The 26,651-nt window shown below is 44.0% G+C and carries 16 protein-coding genes; 3 read left to right on the top strand and 13 right to left on the bottom strand.

Annotation, left to right across the window (positions count from 1 at the left end; all coding sequences use genetic code 11):
• Nucleotides 1-15: 15 nt before the first annotated feature.
• The 12 genes from DUL71_RS25315 to DUL71_RS25255 form a co-directional block, all read right to left on the bottom strand.
• The gene (locus tag DUL71_RS25315) at nt 16-1,389 is read right to left on the bottom strand and encodes a sugar porter family MFS transporter (protein ID WP_114940657.1); all 1,374 of its coding nucleotides are present in this window, start codon (nt 1,387-1,389) and stop codon (nt 16-18) included.
• 12 nt (nt 1,390-1,401) lie between these two features.
• Complete coding sequence (locus DUL71_RS25310) at nt 1,402-3,117, bottom strand: RagB/SusD family nutrient uptake outer membrane protein (protein WP_114940656.1); 1,716 nt, start codon at nt 3,115-3,117, stop codon at nt 1,402-1,404.
• A 17-nt stretch (nt 3,118-3,134) separates the two neighbouring features.
• Nucleotides 3,135-6,212, bottom strand: coding sequence for a SusC/RagA family TonB-linked outer membrane protein (locus DUL71_RS25305; RefSeq protein WP_114940830.1), 3,078 nt, complete (start codon nt 6,210-6,212; stop codon nt 3,135-3,137).
• 188 nt (nt 6,213-6,400) lie between these two features.
• A complete protein-coding gene (locus DUL71_RS25300) occupies nt 6,401-7,417 on the bottom strand; it encodes a LacI family DNA-binding transcriptional regulator (protein WP_114940655.1) in 1,017 nt (338 codons plus the stop codon).
• 122 nt (nt 7,418-7,539) lie between these two features.
• Nucleotides 7,540-8,232 carry a dihydrofolate reductase family protein gene (locus DUL71_RS25295; protein ID WP_114940654.1) on the bottom strand — a complete coding sequence of 231 codons (693 nt, stop codon included), beginning with the start codon at nt 8,230-8,232 and terminating at the stop codon, nt 7,540-7,542.
• A gap of 1 nt (nt 8,233) precedes the next feature.
• Complete coding sequence (locus DUL71_RS25290) at nt 8,234-8,473, bottom strand: hypothetical protein (protein ID WP_114940653.1); 240 nt, start codon at nt 8,471-8,473, stop codon at nt 8,234-8,236.
• Between the two features lie 258 nt (nt 8,474-8,731).
• Entirely contained in the window at nt 8,732-9,334 is a 603-nt protein-coding gene (locus tag DUL71_RS25280; protein WP_114940652.1) for an HAD family hydrolase, read from the bottom strand.
• Between the two features lie 66 nt (nt 9,335-9,400).
• The gene (locus DUL71_RS25275; protein ID WP_114940651.1) at nt 9,401-11,191 is read right to left on the bottom strand and encodes a cytochrome c peroxidase; all 1,791 of its coding nucleotides are present in this window, start codon (nt 11,189-11,191) and stop codon (nt 9,401-9,403) included.
• Nucleotides 11,175-12,515 carry an alkaline phosphatase family protein gene (locus tag DUL71_RS25270; protein WP_114940650.1) on the bottom strand — a complete coding sequence of 447 codons (1,341 nt, stop codon included), beginning with the start codon at nt 12,513-12,515 and terminating at the stop codon, nt 11,175-11,177. The genes DUL71_RS25275 and DUL71_RS25270 overlap by 17 nt, the downstream gene beginning before the upstream one ends.
• A gap of 22 nt (nt 12,516-12,537) precedes the next feature.
• Nucleotides 12,538-13,338, bottom strand: coding sequence for a polysaccharide deacetylase family protein (locus tag DUL71_RS25265; RefSeq protein WP_114940649.1), 801 nt, complete (start codon nt 13,336-13,338; stop codon nt 12,538-12,540).
• 94 nt (nt 13,339-13,432) lie between these two features.
• The gene (locus DUL71_RS25260) at nt 13,433-13,804 is read right to left on the bottom strand and encodes a hypothetical protein (protein WP_114940648.1); all 372 of its coding nucleotides are present in this window, start codon (nt 13,802-13,804) and stop codon (nt 13,433-13,435) included.
• A gap of 156 nt (nt 13,805-13,960) precedes the next feature.
• On the bottom strand, nt 13,961-16,117 hold the full coding sequence (locus tag DUL71_RS25255) for a GH92 family glycosyl hydrolase (RefSeq protein WP_114940647.1): 2,157 nt from the start codon (nt 16,115-16,117) through the stop codon (nt 13,961-13,963).
• Between the two features lie 409 nt (nt 16,118-16,526).
• On the opposite strand from DUL71_RS25255, the gene DUL71_RS25250 reads away from it, so the two are divergent.
• The 3 genes from DUL71_RS25250 (at nt 16,527) to DUL71_RS25240 (ending at nt 24,426) form a co-directional block, all read left to right on the top strand.
• Complete coding sequence (locus tag DUL71_RS25250) at nt 16,527-19,796, top strand: VCBS repeat-containing protein (RefSeq protein WP_114940646.1); 3,270 nt, start codon at nt 16,527-16,529, stop codon at nt 19,794-19,796.
• Nucleotides 19,797-19,803: 7 nt separating this feature from the next.
• The gene (locus DUL71_RS25245) at nt 19,804-21,120 is read left to right on the top strand and encodes a vanadium-dependent haloperoxidase (RefSeq protein WP_114940645.1); all 1,317 of its coding nucleotides are present in this window, start codon (nt 19,804-19,806) and stop codon (nt 21,118-21,120) included.
• A 105-nt stretch (nt 21,121-21,225) separates the two neighbouring features.
• The gene (locus DUL71_RS25240) at nt 21,226-24,426 is read left to right on the top strand and encodes a glycoside hydrolase family 2 TIM barrel-domain containing protein (protein WP_114940644.1); all 3,201 of its coding nucleotides are present in this window, start codon (nt 21,226-21,228) and stop codon (nt 24,424-24,426) included.
• A 69-nt stretch (nt 24,427-24,495) separates the two neighbouring features.
• Here the strand turns inward: DUL71_RS25240 and DUL71_RS25235 are convergent, their stop codons facing one another.
• Complete coding sequence (locus DUL71_RS25235; RefSeq protein WP_114940643.1) at nt 24,496-26,637, bottom strand: glycoside hydrolase family 31 protein; 2,142 nt, start codon at nt 26,635-26,637, stop codon at nt 24,496-24,498.
• Between the last annotated feature and the right edge of the window lie 14 nt (nt 26,638-26,651).

Below are 26,651 nucleotides of genomic sequence, written 5' to 3'. Positions count from 1 at the left end.
TAATATGTAAATAGATCAGATATCTTTTGGCGCATCGCCGTTGCGCCAATGGTTTTCAATAGCTTCCAGCGATTTTCCTTTAGTTTCGGGGATGTAATAATATCCCCACACCGCGCCAATAACGCAGATAATGGCGTAACTCCAGAAAGTATAATCGATACCCAGGTTATTAACCAGTTTAAGGAAAGTAAAGGCTATGATAGCGTTAAAACCCCAGTGTGCCAGCGAGCCAATGCTCATACCCACACCGCGTACGCTCAGCGGGAATACTTCTGAAATAAGCAGCCAACCCAGTGGAGCAAGACTAATAGCTATAAAAATAATGTAGCACACAATGCTTAAAACCGCGAATACCGGCAGGCTTGAGCCAAGCGCCTCTTTGAAATGAAAGCAGGCACCTAATAAAGCCAGTGACGGGATCATACCCCAAATACCAATGAAATACAATTTGCGCCGACCCACTTTATCAAGCAGGAATACAGAGAGCAGACAGGCTAATACATTTACCCCGCCTATGATGATAGCAGGAACAATACTGGCCGTATTGCTCACTATCCCAGCTATTTTAAAGATGATTGGCGAATAATAGATAATAGTATTAACCCCCGAAAACTGTTGAAAAAAGAAAATGCCCACGGTGATAATCAACGGCGCGCGGAGCCATGGTTTCAGGATTTCAGCAGATGAAACTTTGTGTTTTGCTGATATAGCGATCTCTTCCTGAAGACCAGCCAGGGTGCTCTCCACCATATCAGGATCTTCAAGTTTCAGGATGATTTTCTTCCCTTCGTCCCAGCGATTTTTGCTGATAAGCCAGCGTGGGGTTTCGGGTAAAAAAAACATGCCTAAAAGCAGGATAGCCGCCGGTACAAAACCAACCAGGAACATCCAGCGCCAGCTTTCATTATTGGTATCGTTTGATAACCAATAATCGGTAATATACGAAAGCAGGATTCCTAAAGTGATCATCAATTGATTTAATGTTACCAGCGCTCCCCTAACCCTTGCAGGCGATATCTCTGAAATATACATTGGTACCACGTACGATGTGATACCAATGGCAAAACCAATAATAACGCGCATGATCATCAACATAGTTACATTAGCCGCGTAAGCGCATCCCAGGGCACCAACAGTGAAAATGACCGCGTTAATGATGATCATTTTTTTGCGGCCGATGATATCGGATAGTTTTCCGCTGGTTAAAGCGCCAATAACCGCCCCAACAAGCACTGTGGTGGTAATCCATTCAATACTGGCATCGCTAAGCTGCCAATACTGTTTCAGAAATGGTAATGCCCCGGAAATAACGCCGGTATCAAAGCCGAATAAAAGGCCACCGGTAGCTGCAATAACTGCGATGAGCAGCACATTAGGTTTTAACTTCATATTTGTTTGTTTTTAGAATCCAGGGTTTTGTTTATACAAGCCCTTGCTATAATTGATCTGGTTGAGCGGAATCGGTAAATACTCGTCGCGCCCCTTCGTAAATTTAGCAGTTTTCAGGTAAGTACGCTTGGTTGACTCACTTGCAAAATAACTATTCAGGTAAGTATCAGCAATACCCCATCTAACCAGGTCAAAGAAACGATTACCTTCCATGGCAAACTCCAACCTGCGCTCGCGGCGTAAAGCCTGACGTGCGTAATCCTGTGTCCAGATACAGTTTACACCGGGTTGGTACAAGCTTACTTTATAGTTGGAAGTAAAGCTGCCATCCGCCTGTTTCAGCCTTGCGGTACTGTTCCCTGCACGTTGCCTTACCATGTTGATGAGCGGCAACGCCTCGTTTGGCCTGTTCAACTCAATTAGCGCTTCGGCTTTCCATAGCAATACATCGGCAAAACGGATCAGCTCCCAGTTTTTTGAGCTTGACATAAAAGGCGGGATCTTCTGAAATGATGGGTCGTTAGCCGCGGCATCATCCTTCATGCTGGTAAAAAAACCGTAAATGGCAGGTGCACGCGCCCAGGAGGTCTGGTATACAAAGGTTGGCACATACTTAAACGGGTGACCGGGAATACCCACCGTATGATCAAGCCTTGGGTCGAAAGTCTGGTTCAAAAAATCGGCTACCTTGGTAGCGTCTGTGTTATTATAACCGCTGAATAGTGGTAAACCATTTGCATCCGTTTTAAAATTGTTCACCAAATCCTGGCTGGGGATATGTTGCCAGCAGCAACCATACTCAGGATTCATCGGGTAGGTAAGCGAATGCCCCATATCAATACGGCCAAACTGCGTACCATCGTTTTTAGAATACTGAATAGCAAATACCGATTCGGGGCCGTTTTCAGTTGCTTCTAAAAAGTTATCACCAAAGTCGGGAGCCAAAGCATAACCGCTAAAATTGATCACACTATCGCACAGGCTTACTACCTGGGTCAGCTTGGCCTGGTCAATACCGGTCATGTTGTGGTTATCATCCTGTTTGTAAGCCTGGTAAAGCAGAGTTTTGGCCAGATAAGCCAAGGCCGTGTATTTGTTTGGCCTACCGGCATCCGCCTGTTTAGCAGGCAAAACATTTGCGGCGCTCCTGAAGTCGGCTGCTATCTTATCCCATAACTGGTCGCTTGACATTGTCGTGTTCGAGATTTTGATATAGTCTGATGTCGGTACATTTTCATCTATGTATGGCACCAGGTTCCACAATATTTTCGCCATAAAATAATAGTTACCCCTCAAAAACTTCATCTCGCCCTGCCTGCTTGTTTTTAGTGGAAAGTCGGCCTCGGCAACATTGTCCAGGCGCAACAAAGCGTTATTTGCCCGGGCAATGTTATTGTAGATCTGCGCCCACATCTGGTCTGTTAAGCCATTCGTGTTCTGGTTAGTTACAAAGGTTTCATAATCGTTCCATTCGCTGTTGTCGCCAACACCATCGCCACCTTTGTAAGCGTCGCCGCTGCGCATACTGCCCCAGGGCCATAAACTGTTGGAGGTGTGTAGGTTTTCGTTGCCTAATGAAGCATAGGCGGCAACAACCATTTTTTCGATGTTCACAGGGGTGTTCAGCTGATCGCTGGCTATAACGCCCTGCGGCTGCTCATCAAGCGCCTTTTTACAGGAAGCAAGTGTTCCTATCAGGCAAATTATCAGTAATAAATATTTTTTCATCTCATTAAAATTTAGGGTTAAAATGACAGGTCGAGGCCAATGGATGTGATTGTTGGGATTGGATAAGCTCCCGATGGATTTTCAGGGTCGGTAGCTGTAAAGGATTTACTTTTCACCGTGAACAGGTTATTTGCCTGTATATAGATCCTGGCCCGTTGCACTTTAATCTTGCGTAGGGCATCTTTCAGGTTATAACCTATCTGCGCGTTACGCAGTTTCATGTATGAGCCATTCTCCAGGTAATAGGTAGATGTTCTGGCCTCATTATTCCTGTCAACCAGGGTCAACGCGGGTATGGTTGAACCTGTATTTGTTGGCGACCATGCGTTTAGTGTTCTGGTACCCCAGTTGGTGCCAGGCCATATTGAAGTGAAGTCCGTGTAGTTTTTGTAAGAGTTGTAGACGCTTATGCCTTGTACTCCCTGGAAAAACAGCGCAAGATCAAAGTTTTTGTATGATAGGTTCAAGTTCAGACCATAGGTAAAATTGGGGTTACCGTTAGATATGTAGTCCATATCCTTGTTATCAATCACACCATCGCCATTCAGATCTTTATACCTGATCCTGCCAATACCCTTACCCGGTTGCGCTGCCGAATTAGTTACCTGTTCTTGCGATGTAAACAGTCCATCGGCAACATAACCGTAAATTGAATTGATAGAATGGCCTATGATAGTTTGCGTTGTACCATTGCCCGGATAGGCGGTGATAACTTCAGATGGGATATAGGTAACCTTGTTCCGGAACGTTGCGATGTTACCGCTCACGGTAAAATTCAGGTCTTTGTTAATTTGCCCATCATAGGTAAGCAAAGCTTCGATACCTTTATTTTGCATAGATGCGCCATTGAAGGTAGTTGTACCACCCTCGCCAATAACTGCCAGATAACCTGGGGTAATAAGGATATCAGAAGTTTTCTTGATGAAATAATCAACCGAGCCGGAAAGCTTTTGGTTAAACAATCCAAAATCGATACCGAAGTTCGATTCCCTGGTGCCCTCCCATTTCAGGGAATTGTTACCTTCCTGAATTTTTACGAAACCCGAAGGAAGCGTACCCGTACCGGCACCGGTTATATCATAAGCAGTTCCCCTGTCTGCAGTAAAAGTAGGATCTGTACCGTAGATAGCCGCATATAAAGAGTTGGTAGCATAGTTACCTATGGTTTGATTACCGGTACGTCCGTAGCCATAACGCAGTTTTAAGTCAGAAATAGCAGGGATCTGTTTGATAAAATCCTCCTGGCTCAGCCTCCAGGCAACGGTTGCCGAAGGGAATGTTCCATACCGGTTATTGGCACCGAACCTTGAAGAACCATCACGGCGGACAGTAACCGACGCCAGGTATTTATTATCAAAAGTATAGTTCACCTTGCCGAAAAACGACAACAGAGAATAAGCGCCCCCATTGCCCCCGTTCAGGATATTTGACGAACCCGCATCAAGATAAGCGTAATTAATATCTTCTAACGCGTAGCCCTGCCTGCTGCCAAAAAAATTCTGGTTCATGTAGTGAATGGACTCCTGACCGGCCAATACATTGATCTGGTGTTTTTTCAGAGTAAGATCATAAGTCAATGTGTTTTGCCAGATGAGGTTACCGTCAAAATTTTGCGAGTTAGCCACAAGGTTAGAAGGATCGACCAAAAAACCTGAAATATATGATTTGCGCAAGGTGCGTTCATAAAGTCCATCATAATCAACCCCGTAGGTGGTTTTCAGGTGTAAACCCGGAATAACAGTCAAATCGGCAAATACGTTACCGGTAATGCGACCAAAATAGCTTTGGTTCTGCTTGTTATCCATGATTAAACGTACCGGGTTCTGGCGGTCGGTCATACCTGCAGCCGGGCCGCCCCATCCGCCGGTAACGGTATAAACCGGTACAATTGGATTTTGAACCAGCGCGGTAAACAACACGCTGTTTACATCAATAAGCCTGTCGTTAATAAAGGAAACGTTAAGGTTTTCGCCAATTTTTAAGCGACCATTAAAGAAATTATAATCAGTATTTAACCGGATGGTGGCCTTGCGGGTGTGGGTTTCTTTAACTATCCCCTTGTTGTCGTAATAGCCAACAGAAAGAAAGCTGTTCCCTTTTTCGCCACCGTTACTAACAGAAACATTATAATTTTGCAATAATGAGGTTTGACCTATTTCGTCAAACCACCTGGTATCGGCGGGTTTCATGGTTTTGGCGCCATCGATGAACTCAGGCAGGATTATTTTATTTAACACTGGGTTATTAAAATCCTTGTTCCAGTCAAACTGATAGATCTGGTTATTATTAGGATCGGTACCATCATTAACCGATGCCTTAAAATAAGCTTCGCCGTGTTGCTGGGTATTCAGTACTTTAAGCTTTGAATTGTAATACTGCAATGATGATGAAGCGTTTACATCAATGCGACTGATCCCTTTTTTACCGCGTTTTGTAGTTACTATGATAACACCGTTAGCCGCCCTCGAACCGTAAATGGTTGCTGATGAAGCGTCTTTCAATACCTGTAACGATTCAATATCCGCCTGGTTAATTTCTTCCAACCCTCGGGTGGTTGGTACGCCGTCGATAACATACAATGGATCGTTGTTATTCAGTGTACCGATACCACGGATGCGGACGGTCGCGCCACCTTCGGGCGAACCGTTGGTGGTGATGTACACGCCGGGTACCCTACCTTGTAATGCTTTGGTAGCGTTACCCTGTGGGATATCCTTAATGTCGGTCATTTTTACTACGGATACAGCGCCTGTCAAATCGGCCTTTTTCTGGCTTTGATAACCGGTTACAACTACTTCGTCAAGGTTGCCCGACTGATATTCAAGGGCTATAAGCACCGGTTCGTTAGCCGCTTTAACGGTGTAGGTAAACGTTTGCATCCCTACAAAAGAGAAGGTGATATTACCATTTAAGGTGGCGTTAAGGCTAAATTTTCCGTTAACATCGGTAATGGTACTTGCTATGGCCGATTTTACGGTAACGCCGGCAAGCGGTGTCCCCCGCTCTTTTTCGGTCACCGTGCCTGTTACTACTTTTTGCTGACCGTACAGGGCCACGTAACAGAGCATGAACATGATTGTTAAAATTTTTTTCATAATTCGTTTGGTTTTAATGTTGGTTTGATAAGCTTTTTTTGACGGTTTTATCAAGGAGAATTACACTTTAATCGATTAAAGTAATGGGTGTTAAAATGGTTCATATAACTGTACTGTTTAATTTTTAAATTGATTATCAGGTTTAAACTTTACTTTAATCGATTAAAGTAAAGGGCTAAAAAAAAATTCTATGTTTCACGGCACGATTTTCCCGGGACAAACCCCGCCTGGAATGTCAGCTTCTTCTTTATCTTCTGGTTATTGATCAGGTTTACCAAAGTCTTTACCGCGGCCTCCCCCATTTCTTCCAATGGTTGGCGACCATGCGTAACCGGGCAATAAAACAAATCGAATGCATCCGATTCGTCAAAGCTCAGTACAGATACATCACCCGGCACCTTTACCCCCAATGCGTTTAATTGCTTCAGGGCTTCAATGGTCAAACGATCCGTGGCCAGGAAAATAGCATCAGGTTTATCGGCAGAATTTAATAAAGGTTTAAGGGCTGGTTCTATTTCCTTTGATAAATCGTCGCCCTTGACATGGATCAACCATTCGGGGCGGCTTTCAAGGTGATGGTCTTTCAGCGCATCTAAATACCCCCTATCTCGCTCCTGCAAATGGAACATGTCTGTTTTTAGATTGATAAAGCTGATCCTTTTATGACCAGCAGCAACCAAATAGGATACCGCGTCATACGCGGCCTTGTAATTATCTAAAGCAACATAATTGGTATCTATTTCGGGAAAATAACGGTCAATAAGTACAAATGGGATTCCTGAATTTTGCAGATGCAGAATTTGCTCCTGCGAGTCTTCGCCGGGTACAAGGATAAGGCCATCTACCTGCCGGCTTACCAGCACATTGGTTAGTTCGGTAAATTTATCCCGGTTTTCGTTAGTACTACCAAAAATCACTGTAAAGTTGAGGCGCTTGGCCTCCGCCTCTATAGCCCGGGTAATCCCGGTACTAAAACGGTAATTGATATCAGCCACCACTAAACCAATGGTATGTGTTTTCCGGATCCGGAGACTTTTGGCTACCTGGTTGGGTTGGTAGTTTAATTCAATAGCGGCTAATTTGATCTTCTCCGCGTTTTCCTTGCTCACCTGCTTTTCCTCTGCCTGCCCGTTAAGCACATACGAAACCAACGCGGTGGAGACACCAACGTGTTGCGCAATATCTTTTAGGACAACTTTTTTCACTGTGTTGAAAGGCTACAGATTTTGGTTAAATTGGAATATGAAAACAAATCTAACGCTTTAAACGATTAAAGCAAATAAATCTGCAAATTTTATCCAAAAATAGAAACCAGATCAAAGCCTGTTCATTTGGCCTTCCTTACCTTGTAGTTTAGCCAGAGTACACCACCGGGCAGTTCTTTTACCTTTTTCAACTTCATTTCGGTAACGGCCCCGGTTTCAAACACGCTGGTTGCAGTTGTTCCATCGGCCAGTGGCAAAAGCAGCAAACTTAATTCATCAACCAATCCTGCTTTCATCATCGCGCCGTTTAAATTTCCGCCACCTTCCAGCATTATTGTTTTTATCGGGAAAAGACTTGTTATCTTATTTAAAGCCACTGTAAGATCAACGTCCTTGTCGCCCGCGAAAACATATGATATTCCCCGGTCACGCAAATAATCAACATAGCCTTGTGAAACCTGTGTGGTGAGCACTTCAATAAGATGGTCGCCATCGATGTTGTTTTCTTTCCACGCTAATTTACCTTTAGCATCTATCGCTATAGCAAACGATTTGGCTTTAGCATCAGCTACAAAATCGGTAGTTTCATTTGTTTGCTCACCATCGTGAGTGTATAGGCCATCTGCAAAGTCGCGCTCCATGGTTACCCTACCGCACATCCAGGCCTGGCTGTCATATTTCTTATGAACCTTTTCGTAGAGCCCTGTTGAACCTTTTCCTGTCTTGGTATCAGCCCAGTTCTTGGTCAATATTTTGCCATCAACCGAACTCATCATGTGGCAAACAACGTAAGGTAATTTTGATTTCGGAGGCATGTTATTTAACGATATGATCGGCTACTTTTTTTATTTTCTTTTTCTTTATACCGGTCTTAGCACTAACAACATCAGAAGCCAGATCCTTTGCTTCATCTTTTAACCTATGCTTAATTGACTTAATCACCTCTCCCCCGCTTTCGGTTAAAAATAAATAAGCTAATGCGCCAGCCACCAACGCGCCAGCCGCTACTGCTACAATAAGCCCTGTATTATCTTCTTTTTTAAATGGATTTTTCATAATGGGTTAACAAAACCCGCGGCAAATTGTTAGCATAAAAAAGGAGGAATTATGCCATGGCTTAACGGCGACTACCCGCCATCATACAAAAATCAAACCTAAAAAAATAAGGGATAAGGCAACCGAGATTGCAAACGAAGTGCTAAAAACAACCGGCAACGAGGGCGAAGCCATCGCAACCGGTCTGAAACAAGCGCGGGCCCATTTCAAAAAAGAAGAAAAAACCAAAGGAGAATAAAAGCCTGAATTTGTCTTGTTCTATAAGTGGTCGATACGGACCCAGTTCATACCGGCCGCCGTGGCAGCTATGGTTCCCGCTTCGCCATCTTCAAATACCAGGCAATCTTCCGGATTAACCTCAAGCAATTTCGCCGCTTTCAAAAAAGGGTCTGGAAAAGGTTTTCCATGCTCGGTTTCACCGGCGCAAACCATAACCTCAATAAGCGATGCTATCCCAAGCACTTCCAGCGTCTTTTCCACAGCAACCCTGCCGCTGCCGGATACCACGCCGATCTTTACTTTACCTACGTGCGCCCGCAGATGGTCTACCACGTGGACTATGGGTAAAGTATGCGCTATATATTCGTCCAGAAACAATTTATATTTCAACTCCTTAAACTCCAGCGAGTCAAAGTCTGTCCCGTATTTTTTGTTTATCTCCTCAATTACATTGATCACCGGCCATCCCGCCAGTTCATCTATGATATCTCCTTCAATAACATGCCCTTTATTTGCCGCTACTTTGATATAGGTTTCCTTGTGCGCCCCCATATTGTCGGCCAGGGTGCCGTCACAATCATATAAATAAGCTTTATATCCTTTACTCAGATTGGTTAATTGCTCAAGCTTTGAAATTTCCATGGCGGCAAATATAGCCCGACAGCAACTAAATAAAATAACGAAGCGGTCATTAAAATCGCGGATAATTTAATTATGGCTGTCCAGTGCTTTAATGAAAGCGCTCAGTTCTTTTTTTTCTTTAACAGTAAGATGAAGTTTATCTGCAGAAAGTGTTTGGTTAGGGACTTTCAGCCCCATTCCAGCGCCTCCGCCTTCATTGTAAAAATCAACTACTTCCTCAAGCGTCTTATAAATGCCATTGTGCATATATGGCGCAGTTCTGTTGGTATTGCGCACGGTAGTAACCTTAAAGGCGTGTTCGTTAAACTCCAATGGCTGAATACCAAACAGTCCCGGATCCGGATCAATGATTTTACCATTTTTGATTTTCGGCACACCAATCACCTCGGCTTCCATTTGCACATACCTTGGCGGAAGCGTGCTATTAAACAATGGCAGATAATGACATGTTGAGCAACGCGCCTTGCCCATAAAAATATTAAAACCGTTGATTTCCGTTTGATTCAGCATTTGCCGATCGCCTTGCATATAAGCGTCAAACCGGCTATTTAAGGCGGTAAGGCTTCGGATATAGCTTGCCAAAGCATTCATCACTTCTCCTGTATCGATAGCTGTTCTGTCTTTTATCGGGAAAGCGTCATTAAAAAGCCCGGTGTAATATTTGTCCTGCCACAGCTTTTTGGTCGAGAGCTTAATGTCGCCATGCATTTCATCGCGATTACCTATTACATCAACAACCTGATCTTCCAGCGAAGCTGCGCGGAGATCGTAAAACTGAGCGGGCTGTAACGCCGCGTTGATCAGCGTTGGCGTATTCCGGAAAATTGTTTTTTTGCCGGTAATATCCAGATTTTTAACCATACCATCAGTAAACGCTTTATCGGGTTGATGACAGGTAGCGCAGCTACGGGTTAAGGTGCCGGACAACCGAGGGTCAAAAAACAATTTTTTACCCAACGCTATCTTTTTTTCGGTAACAGAATCCTCCGGGGCGGCGATATAAGCATTACGATTAAAAGCGTTTGCATCAAATAACGTTTCCGCATCCTGGTTCAACAAACGGTTGTAACGGACATCGGGCAGGTTCAACTGCTTATGTAAATAAGTTAAAGCCCTTGTTAAGGGATTTGCATAAAGGGTAAGAAATGCAGCCCGGTCAAAATGATCAAAAACAACAGGCCTGGAAAGATAGCCTATAGCGTGATCGAAAAGTTCATGCAACGGATCGTTATTATCCTGTACGTAGTACATCGTAACAACCCCTACACTTTTAAGCGCAGCCGTCGATTCTGCAAAACACTGATGAACGAGGGGATCATCAAAGTCATTCAAGCCCAAGGCCTCTACCCGAAATACCTCCAATTTAAGCGCATCCATGATCTGCCAGTCCTGCAAATCGGCCTGTGCAAAATAATTCTGATATGCCCGGGCATTAACCTCAAGCTTAGCCAGCGATGCGCTAAGCTGCTTCCGTGAAGCAGGGTTAAAATTAGGAAACAAAAACTGCTCTATGATCTGCAAACCTTCCGGTTGGATAACCAGGCCGCTAAGCTCGGTTTCGGGTACCGGAGGCCCGTTAACCTGCCGCGAAGTAAGGGGATCAAAGTATTCTGTAGCCCATTCTATCCGTTTATAGGCCAACCGTACATTTTTGAACCGCTGCTGCAACACCTGTTTGTTGCCACTTGCTGCTGCCGACTGCAAACTGTGTACCGCGGTCAAAAAACTATCAGCCTGTAGTACCAGCTTTTCACGCACATTTTCAGATACGGACGCCGAGGTATTATGAAAACTCAGCAGGCCCAACCCGGTGACAACCAGGAGGCCTGCTGAAATAGCCTTAAAAGCTAAACGCATGGCTTAAGGGATCGGCATGCTGATCGCGGCTGTTAAGCGGTTTCAGCCCCCATCTTTTTTCTATAAACGCCATAATGCTTACCGTTTCGTAATTAGTGTGGTCAACAAAACCTTTTTTCGCGAATGGCGAAATGATCAATGCGGGGATCCTTGTACCTGGTCCCCATTTATCAATTTTCGGTGGCGCAACGTGATCCCAAAAACCACCGTTTTCATCGTAAGTGAGGATTATAACCACGTCTTTAGCATTTGGCCCGTTCAGTACCGCGTTAATTAACTTAACGGCATGGCTTTCACCGGCTGTAACTGTAGATGCACCAGGATGCTCGTTCTCAAGCCCTATAGGTTTAACAAAAGATACTGCCGGTAGAGTGCCTTTTTTTGCTGCTTCCAAAAACTCGGTTTCATCTCTCAGGTGTTTTTTTCTTTCTTCAGTACCTTCGGCATATTTAGTAAAATAAGCGAATGGCTGGTGATGGTAAGCGAAGGTTGGGTCGGCTTTACCTGCTACCGCATCATTCCAGCCACCTGAATACCAGGCCCATGAAATTCCTTTATCGGTAAGCCTGTCGCCAATAGTTGGGCCATTTTGATTAGGAATCAGAGTTGCAGGATTGGCACCTTTAGGATGCAGGTTTACAGAATTAGAAGTATTAACAGCATAGCCATCCGGCGTTACCGATCCGTCTTTAATCAGTTTTCCGGATGCATCCAGTTGCGCTTTGATATTTTCCGGGGCGTTAGGAAACTCTGGTGAAGCAGCCGCAATTAACCATTGGTGATTAAGAAAGGAGCCGCCAAAAGCGCTGTGAAAAAAGTGATCGCAAAGCGTATACTTAGTCGCCAGTTCATACAACGGTAGTTTAGCAGTAGTATAATATCCCATGGTTAAACCTTTGGTATAATTATATAACGCAAACTTGTCCATCTTACCGCCGTTTATTTGCATTTGCTCCTGGTAAAAAGCATGCGTAACATCGGGCGTAGCCTGATCGGCAGCTACGTATTGGTCGATATTAAAATAAGTATTTGGCAGGTTTGTAGGGAAAGCGCTGCTGCGCGGCACCGGTGGCAAAGTAGTATAAGGCTTACCTTCCGCGTCTATCTGGATAACGTTTTCTTTATTTGCTGATGTAAGCCCATCGGCACCTTTGAATTGGCCCCACAGGTTGTCAAAGCTGTGGTTTTCCATATAAATGACAACCACATGTTGCACCTTATTAATAGCGGGTGCCTCCGGGTCACGAAACGCAGTAATGCCCAGGCAAGTGGCGAGTGCTAAGGCAGCCGGAATATAAAAATACCTTCTGTTAAAATTTTTCATAGTTCGTTTTGATGTTTTGAAGTTATAGTTTTTGTGCTTTTAAAGGAATTTGCTTGTTCACGTAATCCATACCCTGCTGAAAAGTCGGGATCCAGATCTCTTTCCGGTTGGCTTTCAGATATTGGATAAGCTCATTATGGGCTTCGGCAGAAATGGTGATATAATCGCCGCCTACACCGTGAATCATTATTATACCCAAACCACCGCTTTGCTGCACTTTTTTTACAAAGGCAATAAGCAGAGCCCCGGTCTCGCCACCTTCTAATCCATAAGAAGGTACACGAAAAGGATCAAGATGGTTAAAATCGGTTATAAAAGCTGTTGAGTCGCCGCCATCCCGGGCATATTTAACCAAGGTATACTTCCGGAGAGAATCTACATAGTCCTTCCCACCCACAATAGTTTCGGCACACGGATAGGCGAATGTCCTTTTGGTTTTTCCATCAACCGCGTATAAAAATCTGTCCATTACCTCAATTTCCCGAATGATTTGGTATGCGGTATAATGATCAGAAGGAACAGGGTTGTCATCCGTTCCCGCGCAAGGGTGAAACACAGTGTGGTTACCCAACTCATAGCCCTTTTTAGCAAGGCTTCGCCATTGGGGTATTGAGGTGCTGTCGATGTCACTTGTCAGGAAAAAGGTAGCTGTCAATTTCTCTTTTTTAAGCTCAGGTACTGCAATTTTCAATTGCGAGGGCAAAGCATCATCATAAGTAAGGATAATGGCTGCCTTTTTGCCATCCGGCCAGGTTATTAATTGCTGTGCCTGTGCAATTGCAAGCGTAGCAAGAAAGAGAAAAGTAAAAAATATGGTTTTCATGTAATAAGCTTTTAAAAATCAATCTGTGCAACAGAAAAAGTATTGCGATGCTATAATACACGCTGATGAGCACGCAATTATCATAAGCTATTAATCAGATACGAAAACAGGATAAGAAATTTAAAAGATATTTTCCCGGCTTAACGAGCAATGTAAGCTGCGCTTTGTTAACGTGGATATTTGAGCTAACATAAGAAGCTGACACTAAGCCACGGAGGCGCAAAAATGGAGTTGGCTTTACCGGGACTTTAAAGTTAAGCTTGCGGATTTGGATTTCGACTGCTGAGTTTTCAGAATGCTCATAGTGCTCATCCTTCTTCTTGATCAGTCTTTGCAGCAGGATGGTTTTAACAGGGTTTTTCCCTTTGTTTTCATAACCTGTCAGTTGGTAAACAAGGTAAGGCCGGATCAGAAGCATGAGCACCCCAACACTTAATATCAAGATATTTACCGTTTTTCTGCTCATTTAGATAGATGTTCATGAAAGAACGCACAATATTAAGGCATGTTGCCGAAAAATCAAAAACAGTTCTCCGGTAAAATCAGGCACTATTGACTTTTCAAGGCCACAATCTCGTTACCAAATACAATAACGGGGCTATGGCCTTGAAAAGTCGTTTTTTTAGTTTGTAGATATTGATATTTTACCGCCTGTTTTAAACAAATCGTGCGACACAAAATATCCGTTATTAACCTTTCCGTTTACTTTTACCGAGGTAACAGCCCTGCCTTTTCCCGGCTTGCTGATGGTTAAAGTTTTGCCATTGCTGGTTGTCCATTTCACTTCATCAAACAAGGGGGCAGTAACAATATATTTTGGATCGGTTGCCGAAAAAGGATATAAACCTAACGCGCTGAAAACATACCATGATGACATTTCGCCGGCATCATCCATCCCGCTGAGTTCCAACCCTTCGTCACCAATACCATAAAGGTTGTTCAAAATATAGTCGATTATTTTTTGCGATTTTGCCGGTTTATTGATAAAAATATAAGCGAACGGTGCCTCATGATCGGGTTGGTTACCCTGGCAATACTGACCTATCATAGTTTCTACATTTCGGGCAATATAATTAGGGTTCCATGGCAGGGTAAATAACGAATCAAGCTTTGATTCGAATCCTTTTGGCCCGCCGTAAAGCTTGATCAGGCCCGGCATATCATGCGGCGCAAAGAAGGATACCTGCCAGGCATTAGCTTCGCGGTACATGTATTCATAATACGGATGCTGAGGGTCAAAGTTCCTGATCCATTCGCCGTTCTCCAACCTACCCCGCATAAACCGGGTAGATGGATCAAACATGTTTTTATAGTTTTTTGAACGCGCCATCAAAATGCGGTAATTGGCGGTATCACCTAATTTTTTGGCTATCTGTGCTACCGAATAATCGTCGTATGAGTACTCCAGCGTTTTTGAAACTCCTGCTTTGGCTTTGGTTTCCACCTCGGGTTTGGCAATGTCAGGATCAGAGATATATCCTTTCTGAATATACTCGGTAATGTACGGACGCGCACCGCCTTCAACATTGGCGTTTCTTAGCAACAATTTATAAGTGCCTTCAACATCAAAATTATCGATACCTCTCAGGTAAGCTCCCGCGATGGACGAAGCACCGTGATCACCGTGAAAAAACGTAGGGATGAAACCGGTTTTATCGCCAACATCTTTTAATGATTTAATAACATCAAGCGTTACATCAGGCGAGATCAACCCAAGCAGCACATCTTTATTCCGGTAAGTATCCCATAACGATGGTTCTGTATAGTACCTTGCCCCTGTTTTCACTACATTTCTTTTGGCATCGGTAAACTCGCCGTTTACGTCGCTGCGTAATGCAGGCCACAAAAACGAACGGTACAGGCAGGAATAAAACATGCGTTTTTGTTTCTCGGTTCCGCCTTTAACCTGTATGTTAGCCAATAGCTTTTCCCATGTCTGTGTCGCCTCATTACGAATAGCATCAAAGCTTTTACTGCCTATCTCATTCTCCAGGTTCTCTTTAGCGTTTTTCTCGCTTACAAACGAGAGCCCGATTTTAAGTTCAACCGAGCCAGTACTTCCATCGGCTAAATACAGCATCGCATACCCACTGCGCTGACCTTCCTCTGTTTTTTCTAATTTGTTTATTTTGGTATTTAGTTCGGCATAAAAATAAACGTTCTCGCCACCTTGAAAACCTTGAACAGCATTCGGGCCTACCTGTTCTATACGCCAGGTTGATACCCTGCTGTTGGCTTTGCCCAGGTCAAAAAGAATTTGCCTGTTGGTGTTGTTCTTATACTCGTATTTATGGTAACCGCTCCTTAAGGTCGAGGTCAGGCTCACATTTACCTGGTAATCTTCAAGATATACCTGGTAAAACCCCGGTGCCGAGCTTTCTTTTTTATGCGAAAACCTTGACCCGAATTTGCTTCCCTGCGGATTTGATACCGGCAAAATCGGGATATTACACAAATTCCAGTGCCCTTTATTGGTATGCGTAAAGCCATAAATAACCGAGTCCTCATACTGGTAACCCGCCCCAGAGCCATAGGCTGTCATAGGACTTAATTGCACCATAGCATTGGGCAATGAGCTACCCGGAAAAGTAAGCCCGGCCCATGACCGCCATCCTTTGGGCAATTCATAACCTAAAATTTTAGGGTCATTGAGCGGCGCGGTACCTATAAAAGTATTTACATACTTAGTATACACCGGTTGAGTTTGGGCATTTACCGTGTTTGCCTTGAAAATAATTAATAACGTTAAACTGAGCAGGATTTTAATTGGTTTGTTCATTGATAGGTTTAATTAGCGTTTTAATTGATCTGCTAAATTGATTTAGGACATCGCCAAATTATACATATTTATTTATCTGTCATCCTTTTTTTATAAAATTGATCAGAGATTGCTTTTAAATCTTCTTCAAAAACTAAATAACCTTGGTTTTAATTAATGTACAATAGCGCGCGATTCTTCTTGAAGAGCGCCAACCGTGAAGATTAAATAAATCTCTGAAAAGTATTTAAGAACTAATCTCCCAGCCTATATAAAACTCCGAATAATTGTTATCTTGACAACAAATTTAACGGCCCCCAATTGCCGTAACCATAGTTAAACCAAAATGAAGATATTCCGGCGCTCTCTATCTCTTAAAAAGCAAAAAAACAGAACTTTTTTAATATTGGGGGGATTGTGTACCCTTGTAATGTCCGCCGGATGTAGCCATGAGCCTGGCACCGATTCTACCCAACCACTGTTTAAACTGCTCCCGCAGGAGCAAACGCACATTGATTTCGCCAATACTTTAACCGAAGGCCTCAATACCAACGTGTTGATGTACGAATATTTTTATAATGGTGGTGGTGTAGCCACCGGCGATTTGAACGGCGACGGACTGCCCGATGTTTATTTTACCGGAAACATGACCGATAATAAATTGTACCTGAACCAGGGCCACATGCAGTTCAAAGATATTACCGCCGAAGTCGGTGTGGCTGGTCGCCCCGGTCCGTGGAAAACAGGAGTAACCATGGCCGATGTTAACGGCGATGGCAAGCTCGACCTGTACCTTTGCTACTCAGGCAAAGTGAGGGCCGAAAAGCGGATCAATCAGTTGTTCATCAACCAGGGCAACGATGCCAATGGCAATCCCATGTTTAAAGACATGACTGCCGATTATGGCCTTGATTTCCCTTCGTTCAGTACCCAGGCCTACTTTTTTGACTATGACCGCGACGGCGATCTCGACCTGCTGCTGGTTAACCATAACCCTGCTCGCATCAGTATCATCGATGATATTTATGTTAAGGATGTATCTGCTAAAAGGGATGCCGAATCGGGTATCCGTCTGTTAAGAAATGACAATAACCGTTTTACAGATATCACTACTAACGCCGGGATCGTTAATAATCCTTTATCCTACGGTCTGGCTGCAGGCATTGCCGATATCAATGGCGACGGATGGCCGGACATTTATGTATCCAATGATTACAGCGTGCCCGACAGGTTGTATATCAACAATGCCAAAGGCGCGTTTACCGACGAATTACAGAAGCAGATCGGGCATACATCATTTTACTCGATGGGCAATGACGTTACCGATATCAACAACGATGGCAAACCGGATATTTACACCCTGGACATGCTGCCAGAAGATAATAAGCGCCAAAAGCTACTGTTCGGTATTGACAACTATGAGGCGTTTGACTTAAACCTGCGGGTTGGCTTTTATTACCAGTACATGCGCAATATGATGCAGGTCAACAACGGCGACAATACTTTCAGCGAGGTTGGTCAGCTGGCTGGTGTTTCCAATACCGACTGGAGTTGGTCGCCCCTCTTTGCCGATTATGATAACGATGGCTGGAAAGACCTTTTTGTGAGCAACGGCTACACCCGCGATTATACCAACATGGACTTTTTAAAGTTTATGGGCGATAACCTGAAAGACAGGCGCGTTATGCGGCAAGACCTGTTAAATATCGTAAACCAAATGCCTTCATCGCAGGTTAAAAGCTACCTGTTTAAAAATAATGGCAATACTACTTTTGCGAATGTCAGCCAGCAATGGGGAATAACCCTGCCATCAAACAGTAACGGTGCCGCATATGTGGATCTGGATAATGATGGCGACCTTGACCTGGTAGTGAACAATATCAATCAGCCAGCCTTTGTTTATGAAAACCAGGCAGCCAAACAAAACAGCAACCATTACTTAGCTATCAGCCTGAAAGGTGCAGGCGGCAACACACAAGGTATTGGTGCTAAAGTTTCTATATACAATGGCGGCAAACGACAGTACCTTGAGCAAATGCCGACACGTGGTTTCCAGTCAAGCGTATCTCCTGTATTGCATTTTGGTTTAGGCAAGGATAAACAGATAGATTCATTAAGGATTACCTGGCAGCGCGGCGGCTCACAACTGCTTACCAATGTAAAAGCCGATAAACAGATCACGCTGAACGAGCAAGATGCTAAAGGTTCCAATCCAGCATCTCAACCTGTAAAACCTATTTTTAAAGAAATCCCATCGCCTATAATATCTGCAGAAAGCGATAACACCACCAATGATTTTAAACGGCAACCATTGCTGATCAACTCTATTTCATTCTCCGGCTCCGTTTTGGCCAAAGCCGATGTAAATGGCGATGGGTTTGAAGATGTGTATGTTGGCGGACATGACGATAAAGCAGGCGTTTTATATCTGCAGCAAAAGGATGGCAAATTTGCAGCTAAGGCAACAGCAGCCTTCGAAGCCGACAAGAAAAGTACCGATGCCGCCGCCGTGTTTTTTGACGCGAACAATGACGGCAAACCCGACTTGTATGTATGTTCGGGCGGATATGCCGATTACAAACCTGACGATGCTTTATTGCAGGACAGGCTGTACCTTAACGATGGCAAAGGAAACTTCACGAAAGCTAAAGACGCTCTGCCCAAAATGGCAAGCAGCAAAAGCTGTGTAAAAGTGGCTGATATTAACGGCGATGGCTTTGTGGATCTTTTTGTAGGTGGCAGGGTAATTCCGGGGCAATATCCCGAAACACCCGAAAGTTATATTTTGATAAACGATGGTAAAGGGAAATTCAGCAATCAAACCGCTGCTTATAATCCGGCATTGAAAAACATAGGCATGGTAACTGATGCCGCCTGGGTTGATATGAATGGCGATAAAAAGCCCGATTTAATAGTTGCCGGCGAATGGATGCCATTAACCGTTTTTGAAAACAGCAACGGTAAACTTAGCGATGCCACTACCAAGTACTTTGATAAAAAATATACCGGCTGGTGGAACTGTATCCAGGTAAGTGATGTAAACCGTGACGGGCATCCGGATATTGTTGCGGGAAACCTTGGTCTAAACACCCAATGTAAAGCCAGTGACACCGAGCCTGCGGAATTATTATACAAAGATTTTGACGACAACGGCTCCGTTGATCCTATTCTTTGCTTTTACATTCAGCACACAAGTTATCCTTACGTAACCCGCGATGAAATGCTTGACCAAATGAGCATGATGCGTACCCGTTTCCCCGATTATAAAAGCTATGCTGACGCTACGGTGGATAAAATATTTACCCCGGAGGAATTGCAGGGCGTAAAGAAACTGAGCGCCAATCATCTTGCTACTACCCTTTTTATCAGCAACGGACAAGGCAAACTGCGTGAAGCCGCGCTTCCGATCCAGGCCCAATACAGCCCGGTTTATACCATAACCCCTCTTGATTATGACCGTGACGGCAAAAACGACCTGTTACTTTGTGGAAATATGAACCATGCCCGGATCCGCTTTGGCAAGTACGATGCCAATTATGGGGTTCTGCTTAAGGGTGACGGAAAAGGCGGCTATAGCTATGTTAGCCAACAGCAATCGGGCTTTAGTTTAAAAGGCGATGTAAGGGGCGTGCTGCCATTAAATGATCTCCTGTTGTTCAGCATGGATAAAGGCAAACTGAAAGCTTATAAACCACAGTAATAAAATCATGAAAAAATATCTATCCATAGCATTGCTTGGTTTATTTATAGCAGGCTGCCATAAAACACCGCCTCAACCATTAGGGAACGGAGATGTTAGCAAGGTGATTGGTCAAATGGCCGATGTAATGATCCACGATGTAACCAATCCGCCTTTGGCATCCCGTTTTTTTGCTTATACATGCTTAGCGGGTTATGAAGTTTTATCGCAAAATGATAAGCAGGTTAAAAGCATGCACGGCGTCCTGAATGATTATCCTGCTATCGCCTCGCCGAAACAGATTTCGGGCTATAACAGCCAGTTGAGCGCTATACTGGCCATGTATGAAACCGCCGGAAAGCTTCAGCCATCAGGAAGCCTGATGCTTAAAAACGAAGGCACATTTTTAGATTCGTGCCGCAAAATTGGCTTTAGCGATGAAATGATCGATAGTTCAAAAAGCTATGCTAAATTCATCAGCAAAAAGATCCTGGCTTATGCTAAAGCCGATGGGTACCGGAAGATAAACAACTACCCGCGTTATAAACTTAAGCATACGCCCGGCAGCTGGGACCTCACCCCTCCTGCCTATATGCTGCCTGTTGAACCTTATTTTAATACGGTACGGCCATTTACGCTCGATTCGGCGGCGCAATTTGTGCCTGATCCACCTATTCCTTTTTCTACCTATAAAAACTCAACTTTTTATAAGTTCCTGCAATTGAGCTACACTAAAAGTGGCGACGGCTTGAAACAGGAGGAAAAAGATATCGCCAACTTTTGGGATTGCAATCCTTTCGCGGTTCAAAATGATGGGCACATGCTTATCGGCCTCAAAAAGATCTCGCCGGGAGCACATTGGATGGGCATCACCAATATTGCCTGCAAGCAAACTAAAGCAAGCTTTTCAAAAGCTATTGAAGTAAATACCGTTGTCGCCATAGGCCTAACAGACGCGTTTATTTGCTGCTGGGATGATAAATACCGTACTAACCGCATCCGCCCGGAAACTGCCATCCGCCAGTATATCGATCCGCATTGGAAACCTTTACTGCAAACACCTCCGTTTCCCGAATATATCAGCGGCCATTCGGTAGTTTCATCAGCATCGGCAGTGATCCTCACACACTATTTTGGCGACAATTTTAAATATACCGATAATGTCGAGATCGGTTATGGCATACCGCCAAGACATTTTAGCTCCTTTACCCAGGCAGCTAAAGAGGCGGCTATATCCAGGTTTTGGGGAGGCATTCACTTTATGGATGCTATTGATAATGGCATTATCCAGGGAAATAAGGTAGGTAACAGGGTGCTTGATAAGTTAAAACAAAAAGGAGCATGAAATAAATATGTGTAAATGACAGTTGTTATGATCTAAATTTTATATTTCTTTGTCTTTGATCTGTTATATAAAGTTTAAATCATATCAACCATTATATACACACCTATGTTCAAATCTCGTTTTAGCAAGCAAATCCTCAGAGTTTTGTTGCTTTCCATTTTTGTTTTTAGCCATAAAGCAGGGTTCGGTTTTCAGCAATCGGATAACGGGCTATCTAAATCAGATACCGCGTCTGTGCCTAAAGAAATTGAAGACCCTGAAAACATCGGTATCAATAAAGAAGCCAGCCATGCTACGTTAATGCCTTACGCTTCGTTGAAAGAAGCTTTGGCTGGTAATCGTCATGCGTCATCATACAGCCGCAGCCTGAACGGGCTTTGGAAATTTAACTGGGTAGACTGGCCACAAAAGCGCCCGGTTAATTTTTACAAACCCGACTATGACGTATCCAAATGGAAGGATATCAAAGTACCGTCCAACTGGCAGGTTGAAGGCTATGGCACACCTTATTACAGCAACTTTACCTATATTTTCCAGAAAGATTTTCCACGGGTAATGAGCACCCCGTCCGAAAAGTATACCGCATACAAAGAGCGAAACCCGGTAGGCAGCTACCGCCGTGATTTTACCGTGCCTGCCGAATGGAGCGGTCGCCGCATTTTTATCACATTTGATGGTGTTGATGCCGGCTTCTTTATCTGGGTGAACGGCAAAAAGGTAGGCTATAGTGTTAACAGTCGTAATGCCGCCGAATTTGACCTTACCAAATATATCAAACCCGGTAAAAACACTTTAGCTGTAGAAGTTTACCGCTTTACCACCGGCAGCTATCTGGAAGACCAGGATATGTGGCGTTTAAGCGGCATTTTCAGAAATGTAACCCTTTGGAGCAGTCCGCAGGAGCATATCAGGGATTATTTTGTTAAAACCGATCTGGATAAGCAGTATAAAAATGCCGATGTTGTAGTATCAACCAAAGTAAAAAACTACGGTACTGCCGCGGTTAAAGCCCGTGTATTGGATGTAGCTTTATACAACGGCAGCGTACCGGTTCCGGGAGCAACTGCTAAAAAGGCTATCCCAGCCCTGAAGCCAGGTGAAGAGGTTGTTGTTGAAACCAGCTTTCATGTAAACAACCCGCAAAAATGGACGGCAGAAACGCCTAAGCTTTATACCACCGTTGTTAAAATTAATGACGGAGCTAACGCCATTGAAACACTGTCATCACGTACAGGCTTCAGGAGTATTGAGATCAAAGGCCGTTTGTTCCTGGTTAACGGTGTACCAATTAAACTGAAGGGTGTAAACCGTCATGAAAACTGGCCTAACGATGGTCATGCGGTTACCGAAGAACAAATGATCAGGGACCTTGTACTGATAAAACAAGCCAACTGTAACCACGTACGTACCTGTCATTACTCCGACGATCCGCGCTGGTATGAGTTGTGCGACCAGTATGGCATTTACCTTGTGGCCGAAGCCAACCTGGAGAGCCACGGTGCATGGGATGAATTTAATGAAGAGCCGAGGATTAAAGCCGCATTGATTGACAGAAATGTTGCCAACGTAGAGAATTTCAAAAACCATCCGTCTGTTATTATCTGGAGCTTGGGTAATGAGTGCGGTAGCGGTGGTTCAAACTTCAGGGCGATATTGAAAGTTATCAAAGATATTGATCCAAGTCGCCCTACGCACTACCAGGGCTTTGGTATAGGTAAAAACAACCCTGCCGATATGGACAGCGAAATGTATACCGATGTAGAAAATCTTGAAAAACATGCTAACGATAATACCTTAACCAAGCCGTTTTACCTGTGCGAGTATGCACACGCCATGTTCAACTCTATGGGCTCGGTAGATATTTACAATGATCTGTTTGATAAATATCCTCAGTTATTGGGTGGTGCTATCTGGGAGTGGCAGGATCAGGGTATCTACAACAACCGCGATCCTAAACACCCGATAACCGCTTTTGGCGGTGGTTTTGGCGAGTATCCAAACGACAGGTACTTTATTCATAAAGGCGTTGTGTTTTCAGACAGGTCGTTAAAACCCCCTTACCCCGAGCTGAAACATGCTTACCAGTGGATCAGCATCCACCCTAAAGACCTGAAAAACGGTATCGTTACTATTAAAAACCGCTACCAGTTTATAACCCTCAACAGCTTTGCAGCCAAATGGGCTGTAAGTGAAAATGGCTCAATCATATCTTCAGGTAACCTGCCGTTAAAAGAAATCAAACCGGGTCAGGAACTGGATGTAAAAATCCCATACACGGTTACTCCTAAACCCGGAGCAGAATATTTTCTGAGGATTTCATTTGACCAGGCTGCCGATAATATGTGGGCTAAAAAAGGTTATGAAGTAGCAGCGCAACAATTGGAGCTCCCTGTAGCTATACCTGCTGCTAAAGAACCGGCTGCAACAAGTAAATTGAGCCTATCAAACGAGGATAATAAGATCAAGGTAAAAGGAACCGGCTTTGCACTGGAGTTTGATGTAACTAAGGGCACTTTCACTAAAATGGAAAAAGACGGTGAAAATGTGTTGCAGGATAATGGCGGCCCAATGCTGCACCTATGGCGCGCGCCACATCGTATTGACGATATGTGGGCTTATGAAGACTGGGTGAAATACGGCTTAAAAGAAATAACCTGGAAAACAAGCGACGTACAAGGCAAACAGCTTGCCAACGGCGAAGTTGAGATAAAAGCCAGCTTAACCGGTACCGGTAAAAAGGATTTCGTGGTGCACCATGAAGTTACCTACACCATTAACGGCGATGGCATTATCAAAGCTGATAACAAAGTAAGCTTTAACGCCGATCCTAAACTGGTACTGGCCAGGTTGGGTGTACGTTTATTCCTGAAAAAAGATCTTGATCAGTTTGAATATTTTGGCCGTGGCGAGATGGAAAACTATGCCGACAGAAAAAGTGGTTTTGATGTAGGTCATTATTCAAGCAGTGTTGCTAAGCAAATGACACCGTATGAAAAACCAATGGATTCCGGTAATCACGAAGATGTACGCTGGGCCAAAGTGTTTGGTGCCAAAGGCTCGGGCATTGCCATTAAACAAACCGGCGAGTTATTCCAGGCAGCCGCATTGCCATACAGCGATGAGGAAATGACCGATGTTGAATACAAGATTGATCTGCCTAAAAGCAAGGGCACGGTATTGTGTATCAGCCATAAAACGCTGGGTGTTGGCTCAAATGGCTGCGGACCGAAACCATTAGAGCAATACAGGGTTTACGCTAAGGACGCAAGTTTTAGCTATCAGATCCAGTTGTTGAGCAAAAAATAAACAGCTTAAGCTATAAACGGAAAGGGCCTGCACAGCGATGTACAGGCCCTTTCTGTTTACCTTGATCTTTCAATTAATCACCTGCCAGTTTTTAATGATATATCTGCTGGTTTTGAATTTGCCGGTACGCTTAACATCTCCTTTATTCTTACCCCAAACAAGGTTTACGGTATTGTAAGCGCCATTCTCGTAGTTAAAAGTCAGGCCGTCATCTTCAAACAAAGAAGCCTTGTTTCCATTCCCGTATACATAACAGGTAATTTCAAATTTGGTATCGGGTGCAACAAACTCTACCGGTTTAGCCAGCGGCAAAATAGTTCCGGCTTTAATAAATATAGGCAGTTGGGTAAGGCTGGGTTTTATGGTATACGATTTACCTCCGTCATACTTTTGATTAGTATTATAATCGTACCATATGCCTTCGGGCAAATAAACCTGGCGTTCGTCCATTTTTTCGGTTAAGGGAGCGGCCAGGATATCATTGCCAATCATGTACTCATCTGATAAATTGAACGTATTTTTATCCTGCGGATAATCCATTACTAAAGCCCTGAATGGCGGAATGCCTTTAAAATGATAATCGGCAAAGGCATTGTACAGGTATGGGATCAGGCTCATCCTAAAGTTCAGCAGTTTACGAATATCTCCTTCAACTTCTTTAGCGTTATCCATCAGTTCGCCTTTGTTATTCTTTTCCCTGTTGATCTGTAGCCAGGGCGGGTTTTGCAGATACCACGAATTATACAGCGTTTGTGCCGAAAGCACCGCCGTTTGACTCCTGCGCATAAAGTCTTTTATAGAGTTGGATTCACGCACCTCCGGCGACCAGATCATACCCGCAAAACCGGAGTTAAGGATCATGCGGATATATTCGTCATGCAGGTAGGTATCACTGTATAAAGCTGCCGGATATGATGAAGCGAAGGTGTTTGAAGCCCGAACATCCAAATAAGTACGCTGATTCAATTTTTTATATATGCCATAGATCGTTTTTTGATAAAGCAGGCCAAAAAGCTGGTGCATCTGCTCACCATCAATACCTGACGGAAACTGACTAAGCTCCGGAAAGCTCCAGGCCCCGCTCCCGAAAGCAATGTTTGAGTTATCGCACTCATCCATTTTAAAACCCGAAATTCCAGGCAGTACAAATGTTTGCCTGTGATAATTGGCAAAAAGGTTACTTGCGGCAGTATCGGCGAAATCAGGAACCAGGCCGTTCCAAACCAGGTAATTACCTGCCTTATTCTTTAAAAGCTCATACAGCGGCGATTTAGGTGATACAAAGGCATGCTCCCATAGGTTGATGTGAAAGCCCTTGTTTTTCATGGAGTCAATAAACGCATTAGGCGTAGGGAAAAAGCTTTTGTTCCAAACATAAGAGCAGGAATAAGAAGCGGTTTGCCAGCGTGGCTCCAGACCTAAAACATCGCAGGGGATATGATTCTCGCGAAAATAAGCAGCCATTTTATCAACCTGGTATTGGTTAAAATCAGCCTTAACCCGATACTTTACACCCAGCCCCCATATGGCAGGCAAGGCTCCTCCGCCCGAAAACAGGTTATAACGCTGTACCGCGGTTTTCAGATCTGGGCCATCAAAAACAAACACCTCAATCCCTTTCGCCCCGGGAATATCAACCGTTACAGATCCTGAAGCTTTATTATCGCTTTTATATAATTCCTCAACCGAATTACCACCGTTACTTTCCTTAGCGTCGTTCCTGCTTTTATTGAGCTTTGAGGTGTTCCCGCAATAAAAAGTAGTGTAACGCGAAGTATTGATTAAAATACCATACCCTTTGCTTGATACGTAAAAGGTTGTGGGACCATGCGTATAACCCAGATCATTCAGTGGATTATCATTAACAATAGGGCGCTTTTTTAATCCCCGTTGATTAAACGAGCCTATCTGCATCCCAAATCCATACAACTGCTCGGTGTCATCTAAGGGTACCTCCACTACTACTCCCCTGTCATTAATCTTTATTTTGATATCGTCGACACTAAAAGGCAGCTTTCCGGCAGGCAACTCACTCAAGGCCGCGCTCATAGGCTGTTCGCTGCAAAAGCTGTAGGGCGTAAACTTATCAATTGTTCCTGAAGTCACTTTCTGAACACCTGCCGCCAATTGCGTGGTTTGACTGCAGGCATTAAAGGTAATTACGTTAAAACAGCTGGCTAATACTGCTAAACAGATAGAATATTTTCTCATCGATGTAGAAGATC

The sequence above is a fragment of the Mucilaginibacter endophyticus genome (genome assembly GCF_003351025.1).
Lineage (GTDB): Bacteria > Bacteroidota > Bacteroidia > Sphingobacteriales > Sphingobacteriaceae > Mucilaginibacter > Mucilaginibacter endophyticus.
The sequence above is the reverse complement of the archived record's forward strand: the minus strand, read 5'-3'. Positions and strand labels throughout refer to the sequence as shown.

What these genes read in the sequence shown, in the direction of transcription:
- DUL71_RS25305 (WP_114940830.1), bottom strand. Translation starts at nt 6,212, where the DNA reads ATGAAAAAAATTTTAACAATCATGTTCATGCTCTGTTACGTGGCCCTG.
- DUL71_RS25315 (WP_114940657.1), bottom strand. Translation starts at nt 1,389, where the DNA reads ATGAAGTTAAAACCTAATGTGCTGCTCATCGCAGTTATTGCAGCTACC.
- DUL71_RS25245 (WP_114940645.1), top strand. Translation starts at nt 19,804, where the DNA reads ATGAAAAAATATCTATCCATAGCATTGCTTGGTTTATTTATAGCAGGC.
- DUL71_RS25275 (WP_114940651.1), bottom strand. Translation starts at nt 11,191, where the DNA reads ATGCGTTTAGCTTTTAAGGCTATTTCAGCAGGCCTCCTGGTTGTCACC.
- DUL71_RS25250 (WP_114940646.1), top strand. Translation starts at nt 16,527, where the DNA reads ATGTCCGCCGGATGTAGCCATGAGCCTGGCACCGATTCTACCCAACCA.
- DUL71_RS25280 (WP_114940652.1), bottom strand. Translation starts at nt 9,334, where the DNA reads ATGGAAATTTCAAAGCTTGAGCAATTAACCAATCTGAGTAAAGGATAT.
- DUL71_RS25265 (WP_114940649.1), bottom strand. Translation starts at nt 13,338, where the DNA reads ATGAAAACCATATTTTTTACTTTTCTCTTTCTTGCTACGCTTGCAATT.
- DUL71_RS25255 (WP_114940647.1), bottom strand. Translation starts at nt 16,117, where the DNA reads ATGAACAAACCAATTAAAATCCTGCTCAGTTTAACGTTATTAATTATT.
- DUL71_RS25290 (WP_114940653.1), bottom strand. Translation starts at nt 8,473, where the DNA reads ATGAAAAATCCATTTAAAAAAGAAGATAATACAGGGCTTATTGTAGCA.
- DUL71_RS25240 (WP_114940644.1), top strand. Translation starts at nt 21,226, where the DNA reads ATGTTCAAATCTCGTTTTAGCAAGCAAATCCTCAGAGTTTTGTTGCTT.
- DUL71_RS25310 (WP_114940656.1), bottom strand. Translation starts at nt 3,117, where the DNA reads ATGAAAAAATATTTATTACTGATAATTTGCCTGATAGGAACACTTGCT.
- DUL71_RS25235 (WP_114940643.1), bottom strand. Translation starts at nt 26,637, where the DNA reads ATGAGAAAATATTCTATCTGTTTAGCAGTATTAGCCAGCTGTTTTAAC.
- DUL71_RS25295 (WP_114940654.1), bottom strand. Translation starts at nt 8,232, where the DNA reads ATGCCTCCGAAATCAAAATTACCTTACGTTGTTTGCCACATGATGAGT.
- DUL71_RS25260 (WP_114940648.1), bottom strand. Translation starts at nt 13,804, where the DNA reads ATGAGCAGAAAAACGGTAAATATCTTGATATTAAGTGTTGGGGTGCTC.
- DUL71_RS25270 (WP_114940650.1), bottom strand. Translation starts at nt 12,515, where the DNA reads ATGAAAAATTTTAACAGAAGGTATTTTTATATTCCGGCTGCCTTAGCA.